Origin of the sequence: Marinobacter segnicrescens (assembly GCF_900111555.1) — a bacterium.
Classification (GTDB): domain Bacteria; phylum Pseudomonadota; class Gammaproteobacteria; order Pseudomonadales; family Oleiphilaceae; genus Marinobacter; species Marinobacter segnicrescens.
The window spans coordinates 117737-125544 of sequence record NZ_FOHZ01000008.1 but is presented as its reverse complement, the minus strand read 5'-3'; the positions used below and the strand labels follow the sequence as shown (position 1 = coordinate 125544).

Sequence of the window (7808 nt, the reverse complement as noted above, 5' to 3'; positions counted from 1 at the left end):
CTGGCTCTGGCTCTGGCTCTGGCTCTGGCTCTGGCTCTGGAACAGTTGAAAGGTTTGCTCCGGACGGGTCAACCGGCTCAGCCTCCAGCAGCCCGGGATCCTCTTCCGGATTACCAGGTCCCACCGTGACAATGGCCCGGGTGGGAGACGGTTCGTTCACCGCAGGCTCTGCCGCCTGACGGACGCTGTCATCATAGCGGGAAGACACAAACCACCAGGAAGCCCCCAACAGGACCACGGCAAGGCCAACCCAGCGCAGCGGCGACAACACCCCCTTACCGGACTCGCCTGGCCTGCGGCCGCCGGTTGACGCCATATCCAGCCAGACTGCCGGGGCCACTCGCTGGAGCCGACCCGGGCTGCCTTGACTAAGCACCTGCAATTGGCTCAGGCGCCGTGAAGACAGTAATACCTCGGGCTTACCACCGGCTCGGACAACGCGAGGCTCCAGGTACTGTCGGATATCGTCCTGGCCGAAATCCGGCAGGTTGATCCTGTGCGCTGCGCCCCCTCGCAGGTCATCACCCAGCCCAAGCTGTCCCGGCAGGTCCGGCCCGCCCGCAAATACTGGCACGGCGGAGGTCGATCGATTGCTGTCGAGGAAGCTATCCAGTAGAAGTCCGAGAGTGTTTTCTGAAGCCTGGTCCGCATCGTCCAGCAGCAACACCTGCCTGCGCCCCTTTCGTGTAGCTTCCTCGGAGAGCACCATAAAAGCTCGTAATGCTTCGCGAGCCGACAGTCCCTCGGGCCTGTCGCGGCCGATGCCCTGGTAGAGGGTGCGCACCAGGGTTTCAGGGGAGTCGAGCCGGCCGGACTGCAGGCGCAGGAATTCCAAGCGAGCACCTTCGCTGCGCACCAACTCACCCAGTAACCGGGTCTTGCCAGCACCACGGGCACCGGTGAGCACCAATGCCATATCGCCAAATCCACACAGGTGGCGAAGGGTTTCCAGTGCATGCTGACGCTGGGCGCCGGGATAGAATGGCGCCTCCATGGCGAGGGGGTCGCTGTTGAGTCCGTAACGCTCCTGTAGCCGGGGGAAAAGCCCTCCCCCTTCCAGGCCAGTAATGCTCTCGCTCATGCCGGGTACCACTTAGCCGGAAAAGTCAGTGGCATAGCTCTGCCAGGGTGGATGCCAGGTCACTGGCAGCGAAACTGTCGGTCACTTCCGCTTCGCCCAGACTGCGCAACAGGATCAGGCGCAACTGGCCGTCAAGATTCTTCTTGTCGACAGCCATCAGGTTCATGAAGTTGTCCGGGGTCATGCCGGACGGTGGCAGGATCGGCAGGCCGGCCGATTTCACCAGCTTTTCCACACGCGCCTGGTCGGCCCCGGTAAGGTAGCCACTACGACGGGAAAGGTCCGTGGCCATCACCATCCCGGCACCAACCGCTTCACCATGGAGCCAGTTGCCATACCCTGCCCAGGTCTCTATGGCATGCCCGAAGGTGTGCCCAAGATTCAGGATGGCCCGAAGTCCACCTTCCCGCTCGTCCTGTGCAACTACCTCTGCCTTGCAGGCGCATGACCGGTAGATGGCTTCGGTCAGGGCCTCTGCATTCAGCGCGGTTAATCGCGGCATCGCCTCCTCAAGCCACGCGAGGAACCGGGCATCACGGATAAGTCCGTATTTGATAACCTCGGCCAGGCCAGCAGACACTTCCCGGGAGGGCAGGCTTTGCAGGGTATCTGTGTCGATAAGTACGCAGCGGGGCTGATGGAATGCCCCGATCATGTTCTTGCCCAACGGGTGATTGATACCGGTCTTGCCGCCGACAGATGAATCTACCTGGGCCAGCAGGGTGGTGGGTATCTGGATAAAATCCACACCACGCTGGTAACAGGCCGCCGCAAACCCGGTCATATCGCCGACAACGCCGCCCCCGAGGGCCACCAGGGTGGTTTTCCGGGAATGACGGTTTTCCAGAAGGGCATCGAATATCCGGTTAAGGGTGTCCCAGGTTTTGTAGGCTTCACCGTCAGGCAGGATCACCTCGTCCACCTGGCAGCCCGGGAAGTTTTTGCGGACCTTTTCAAGGTACAGGGGTGCCACGGTTTCATTGGTCACGATCATGACCCGCTTGCCGGCAACCCAGGGGGTCAGATCCCTTGAGCCAAGGAGACCCGCACCCACGTGAATCGGGTAACTGCGGTCGCCGAGCTCAACCTGCAATTCCTGGACTGTTGTCTCAGTCATTATTCCTGCCCTCTTTCCTGACCTTCCTTCGTTGACGGGGAGTACGCGGGTTGATCCGGTTGAGAATCTGGCGTACCACCAGGCGCGGACTCTTCCGGTCTGTCAGCATCACCACATCCGCCAGCCTTGTATAGATGGGGTCCCGCAACTCGTAGAGCCGGCGCAGGACACCCTCCGGGTCATCGTTCTGCAAAAGTGGCCGGTTGCGATCCTTGCGGGTACGTTCGATCTGTTGATCCAGGGACGCCTTCAAGTACACGACCACCGCATCTTGCTTCAGGAACGGATGGTTCTCGTCCTTCATCACAGCGCCACCACCAGTAGCCAGCACGGATGCACCTACTTCGGACAGCTCCTTGATCATCGCAGATTCCCTCTGCCGAAAGCCCTCTTCACCTTCGACATCAAAGATCCAGGGTATATCAGCGCCGCAGCGTTCCTCGATCATGCGATCCGAATCCAGGAAATGATAACCCAGCTCCCGGGCCAACTGGCGACCGATCGTGCTCTTACCCGCCCCCATGGGCCCGACCAGCACGATTCGTCTTGGTAACGGCATGTTGCTTCGACTCCCCATTAAACAGGCGGGTGAGAATAGCATAAAACACAAAAAAGCCGCCGGTGTTACGCGGCGGCTTTTCAGGCGAGGCAAGGATCAATCGATCAGATCGCCCCTCATGATCTTCGGTGTGATGAAGATCAGCAGTTCGCTTCGCTCGTCAATATTCTCGGTACGACGGAACAGCGCCCCCACGTAGGGAATGTCACCGAGGAACGGCGTCTTGGTGACGGTCGTGGCGATTTCAGACTGGAAGATACCACCCAACACAACGGTTTCGCCATTGCCCACGAGAACCTGGGTGGTGACCTCATTGGTATTGATACTCGGAATACCAGCGGTCTCCTGGCCCCGGGAATCCTGGTTCACCCGAAGATCCATGATGATCTTGTTATCCGGGGTTATCTGTGGAGTCACTTCCAGGGAAAGTGCTGCTTCCTTGAAGGATACCGAAGTGGCACCGCTGGAGGACGCTTCCTGGTAGGGAATTTCTTCACCGGACTTGATCGTCGCTGTCTGACGATCAGCGGTAACAACCTTCGGCTGGGAAACAAGCTCGGCCTTGCCATCGCTTTCGAGCGCAGACAGTTCAAGTTCGACCAGGAAGTCAGCACCACCCAGGCCAATCGCGAAGGACGAGGCACCGGCGTCGGAAACACCCAGATCTACCGCTAGGGCATCAGGGAAAACAATCTCGTTATCGTTCCAGAGTGATTCGTTGCCTTCGATGGATCCACTGCCAAAACGTGTGTTACTGCCATCCGGATCAAGGTAACCACCCCCCCAACGAACCCCCAGGCTCTCGGCTACGTTAGTCTGGGCGCGGACAATGCGGGCCTCAATGGAAACCTGGCGTACGGGGATATCCCAGGTGTTCACCAGCCTGCGGATTTCTTCCAGTTTATCGGCAGTCTCACGCACACTGATGGTATTGGTGCGCACATCGGAGGAGATGAAGCCACGGTCCGAAATCAGCTCTTCATCCTGCTCGATCAGGCCAACGATATCCCCGGCCTTGGCGTAGTTGACCTGGATAATTTCCAGTCGAACCGGAGCCAGCTCGGCAATCTGTTTATTGGTTTCCAGCTCCAGCCGCTCGCGAGCAGCAATTTCTTCGGCCGGTGCGACCAGGAGTACGTTACCAATCTGGCGCTTGTCGAGCCCCTTGGTCTTGAGGATCAGGTCCAGCGCCTGGTCCCAGGGTACATTCTGCAGGCGCAGGGTAATGCTGCCGGATACCGTATCACTGGCCACCAGGTTCAGGCCGGTGAAGTCGGCGATCAGCTGCAGCACCGAGCGCACTTCGATGTCCTGGAAGTTCAGGGAGAGCTTGTCGCCAGTGTATGGGAACTTCTCCTCGCGACGACGCTCGGCTTCCTCTTCGGTCAGCTTCTCGACACTCACGGTAAAGCGGTTGCCGGACTGATAGGCCAGGTAATCGTAGGCGCCCTCTGGGCGTATCTCGACAATCGCATCACCACCTTCGGTGAAGGTGTCAACCCGGGTCACCGGAGTGGCAAAGTCGGTCACGTCCAGTCGCCGGCGAAGGTCGTTGGGAACCTCTGTGGCATCCATAACCAGCCGGATGCGACCACCCTGCTCATTGAGCGCTACCGGAACGCGGCTGTTGGACAGGTCGATGATTACCCGCCCCTCGCCGTCAGCTCCGCGGCGGAAATCAACCCCCGTGATAGCGTCACCGGATACCCGAGCCGAGGTGGAAGTACGGGTACCACTCGACGCTGTTTCCACGGACTCCGAGCCACCGGAACCGACGACAGCTGCCCCGGAATCAGCATCGCCGATGGTGATGACCAACTGGTTCCCGCTCACTTCAGTGTCGTAGGGCGCAAGCTCCACGAGATTGAAGATCAGGCGGGTCCGATCCTGTGTTTCCACCACTGTCATGCTCTGGGTATTGCCATCACCCAGGGACATGTTGCGGCTGTCGAGACCGCTCACCGTACCTTTCAGGTCAATGGCAATCCGCGCCGGCCGCTCGATGGTGTAACCGGAAGGTTCCGGTGGTGTCTCGTCAAAACTCAACACCACCTCGGTGCGGTCGCCAGAGAGCGAGGAAAACTCCACGTCCTGAAGCGTTGCCGCGTTAGCGATACCGGCAGCCATTGCCAGTCCCGCCGCGCTCATCCATACCGTGAATTTTCTGAACATCGCTAGCCTCGACCCCAAAACTTGTGTTTCTTGCCAGTTTCTACGTGTATTCATGCGCGCCGCTCCTTAGCCTTCTTCTTCCAGGGACAGGGATCGGGGCCTTTCAACCCATCCCCCCGAACCGTTGGGCACTATTTCCAGCAGCTCAACCCGGGTTTCGCTGATTCCGATGATGCGGCCGTAGTTGGTACCCATATAGTTGCCGTTACGCACCCTGTGAATCCCACCATCAGCGTCTTCAATCAACGCAAACAGGTTGCCATTTGCGCTGGTGAGGGTACCCACCATTTCCAGCTCGGTAAGACCGTAGTTCTCGAGCACTTCCTTCGGACGATCGAGATCCGGTTCAACCGTACTTTCGGGCTGCTCATCGAGCATGGTCAGCTGGACATCGATAGGCGGCTCAAAGGGCGCCCGGCGATCAGCCGCGGAATAGGTAAAGGCCTCGTAGGCCTGAAACTCCGGCAGCGGTTCCACATGACCCCGCGGCTTGGCCCGGGTCTCTTCCATGAAACGATCAAGATCCGAAAAGTCGCCTCCCTGGGTACAGCCGGCGAGCGCAGCCGTCAGACAGATACCCAGCCAGGCTTTAATTGCATGCTGTCTTGCCATGCTCATTCTCCAGCCCGGTAGCGGTAGGTTCTGGCGACAACCTGCATATCAAGCTGATCCGCGTTACCGCTTCTTGGTGTGATGGTGAAATCATGTAGCGTGACGATACGGGGCAGGCCCGCAACGCTGCTGACGAAGGAGGCCAGCTCATGGTAGGAGCCGCTGACCTGGATATTGATCGGCAGCTCGATGTAGAAGTCACGCTTCTGTTCCGCCTGCAACTGTATTTCCCGCAGGGACAGGCCACTACCCAGCGCCGTGTTGGTGATATCCTCCAGCAGGCCAGGTACCTCGGTATCACTGGGCAGCTGTCGGACCAGGGCGCCGAAGGTTTCTTCCATCTCTACCATCTGCTGCTTGAACACTTCCAGGTTGGCCACCTGGTATGCCTTGCGCTCATACTCCTGGCGAAGCTCTGCCTCCTGGCGCTCCACCCGCTCCAGCTGGGCATACTGATCCTTGATGAAGAACCAGTAACCGCCACCGACGATCAGGCCGACAAGGATGAGAATAACGATGAACTTGACCGGCGCCGGCCAGATACCGGCGTTATTGATATCCAGGTCATTGATGTCAAATTCGTTCAGGCTTTTGAGAGAGTCCGACAGGCTCACTGGTTGCTCTCCTCTTCCGGCTCAGGAGTGGTCTGGCTGACCGACAGGTCAAAGGCGCTGTAGCCGGCACGGCGGTCATCCGCTGCAGCCACATTGGTCAGGTTGGGGTTGGTAAACCACTCGGACCGCTCAAAATTGCGCATCAGGCTGGAAATCCGACTATTGGACTCAGCCATCCCGTTGATAGCCAGTTGCTCGTTGGTCTTGCTCAGTTCGGTGTAGAACAGGCCTTCCGGCAAGGTACGAACCAGCTCATCGAATACACGCACGATTACCGGGCGCTTGCCCTGGAGATCCTGGATAACTTCCATCCGTGCGAGCAGTTCTTCCCGTTTCTTGCGAAGTTCTTCGATCTCCCTGATCTGGCTGTCCAGTTGGCGGGATGCCGCTTCGATGTAGTCGTTGCGAGACTCCTGGTAGGCGATGCGGTTATCCATATCGGTTTTCCAGAGAAACACCAGACCGGCAGCGACAATGGCGGCCCCCAGCAAGGTGGCCACGAACCGCTTCTGCTTCTCTGCCCTGAGCTCCTCGCGCCAGGGACGCAGGTTAATCTTGGCCATTAGTCAAAGCTCCTCATCGCCAGTCCACAGGCAATCATCAGCGAGGGGGCGTCGTTGGTGAGTGCGGACGCATTCACCCGGGAGCCAACGGCCATATCCGAGAACGGATTAGCGACGATCGTGGTGGTGGCCGTCTTTTCCTCTACCATGCTGGCGAGACCCGTAATCGAGGCGGTTCCGCCGGCCAGCAATACATAGTCCACCGCATTGTACTGGCTGGCGCCGAAGAAGAACTGCAAGGCCCGAGCCACCTGCTGCACTACCGCTTCCCGGAATGGCTCGAGCACTTCACTCTCGTAGTCATCCGGGAGGCCTCCCTGTTTCTTGGCAAGGCCGGCCTCTTCAACAGACAATCCGTAACGACGCTGGATTTCCTCGGTAAGCTGCTTGCCGCCGAAAATCTGCTCACGGGTGTAAACTGTCTGGCCACCCGCCAGGACACTTAGGGTGGTCATGGTAGCGCCCACGTCGACAATGGCGACCACCAGCTCTTCACCGTGGGACTCCAGCTGGGGCTCGATGAGACTGTAAGCCCGCTCGAGCGCATAGGCCTCGACGTCGACAATCTTCGCAGTGAGCCCGGCTATGTCCAGGGCATCCTCGCGGATATCGACGTTCTCCTTCCGGCATGCCGCCAGCAGGACGTCGACCTGGTCGGGATTGGTTTCGGAGGGCCCCTGCACTTCGAAGTCGATGGCGACTTCGTCCAGGGGATAGGGAATATACTGGTCCGCTTCAAGTGCGATCTGGTCTTCCAGCTCGAACTCGTTGAGTCCGGCATTCATCTGGATCACCTTGGTGATCACCGCTGACCCGGAAACCGCCACGGCAGCCTGCTTTACACCGGTACGGGCCTTGCTGACGACGCGCTTGATGGCGTCACCAACTGCCTCCACATCGGTAATGTTCTTCTCTACAACCGCATTTGCCGGTAGCGGCTCGACAGCATGGCTTTCCACTTTGTAGCGACTGCCCTGCCTCGAGAGCTCCAGCAGCTTTACCGAACTGGAACTGATATCCACTCCCAGCACGGTACTGGACTTTTTTCCTGATAATCCGAACACGCGCTCACCTTATACCTGGACAACCT

Annotated in this window: 8 protein-coding genes; all 8 read right to left on the bottom strand. The window is 58.9% G+C overall.

Going from position 1 to position 7808, the window contains the following annotated elements:
* The coding region (locus BM036_RS10205; RefSeq protein WP_245742562.1) for an ATP-binding protein at positions 1-1081 on the bottom strand (1081 nt) is incomplete at its 3' end.
* 25 nt (positions 1082-1106) lie between these two features.
* Entirely contained in the window at positions 1107-2198 is a 1092-nt protein-coding gene (aroB, locus tag BM036_RS10200) for a 3-dehydroquinate synthase (protein ID WP_091851318.1), read from the bottom strand.
* Positions 2191-2757 (bottom strand): shikimate kinase AroK, encoded by a 567-nt coding sequence (gene aroK, locus BM036_RS10195; RefSeq protein ID WP_091851315.1) that lies wholly within the window; start codon positions 2755-2757, stop codon positions 2191-2193. Before aroK ends, aroB begins: the two co-directional genes overlap by 8 nt.
* A gap of 96 nt (positions 2758-2853) precedes the next feature.
* Complete coding sequence (locus BM036_RS10190; protein WP_091851312.1) at positions 2854-4929, bottom strand: type IV pilus secretin PilQ; 2076 nt, start codon at positions 4927-4929, stop codon at positions 2854-2856.
* Between the two features lie 66 nt (positions 4930-4995).
* A complete protein-coding gene (locus BM036_RS10185) occupies positions 4996-5541 on the bottom strand; it encodes a pilus assembly protein PilP (protein WP_091851310.1) in 546 nt (181 codons plus the stop codon).
* Positions 5542-5543: 2 nt separating this feature from the next.
* Positions 5544-6155, bottom strand: a complete 612-nt coding sequence (locus BM036_RS10180; RefSeq protein WP_091851307.1) for a type IV pilus inner membrane component PilO — start codon at positions 6153-6155, stop codon at positions 5544-5546.
* A complete protein-coding gene (locus BM036_RS10175) occupies positions 6152-6718 on the bottom strand; it encodes a PilN domain-containing protein (protein ID WP_091851304.1) in 567 nt (188 codons plus the stop codon). Before BM036_RS10175 ends, BM036_RS10180 begins: the two co-directional genes overlap by 4 nt.
* Positions 6718-7782: a pilus assembly protein PilM gene (locus BM036_RS10170; RefSeq protein WP_091851301.1), complete on the bottom strand. Its 1065-nt coding sequence runs from the start codon at positions 7780-7782 to the stop codon at positions 6718-6720. Before BM036_RS10170 ends, BM036_RS10175 begins: the two co-directional genes overlap by 1 nt.
* Between the last annotated feature and the right edge of the window lie 26 nt (positions 7783-7808).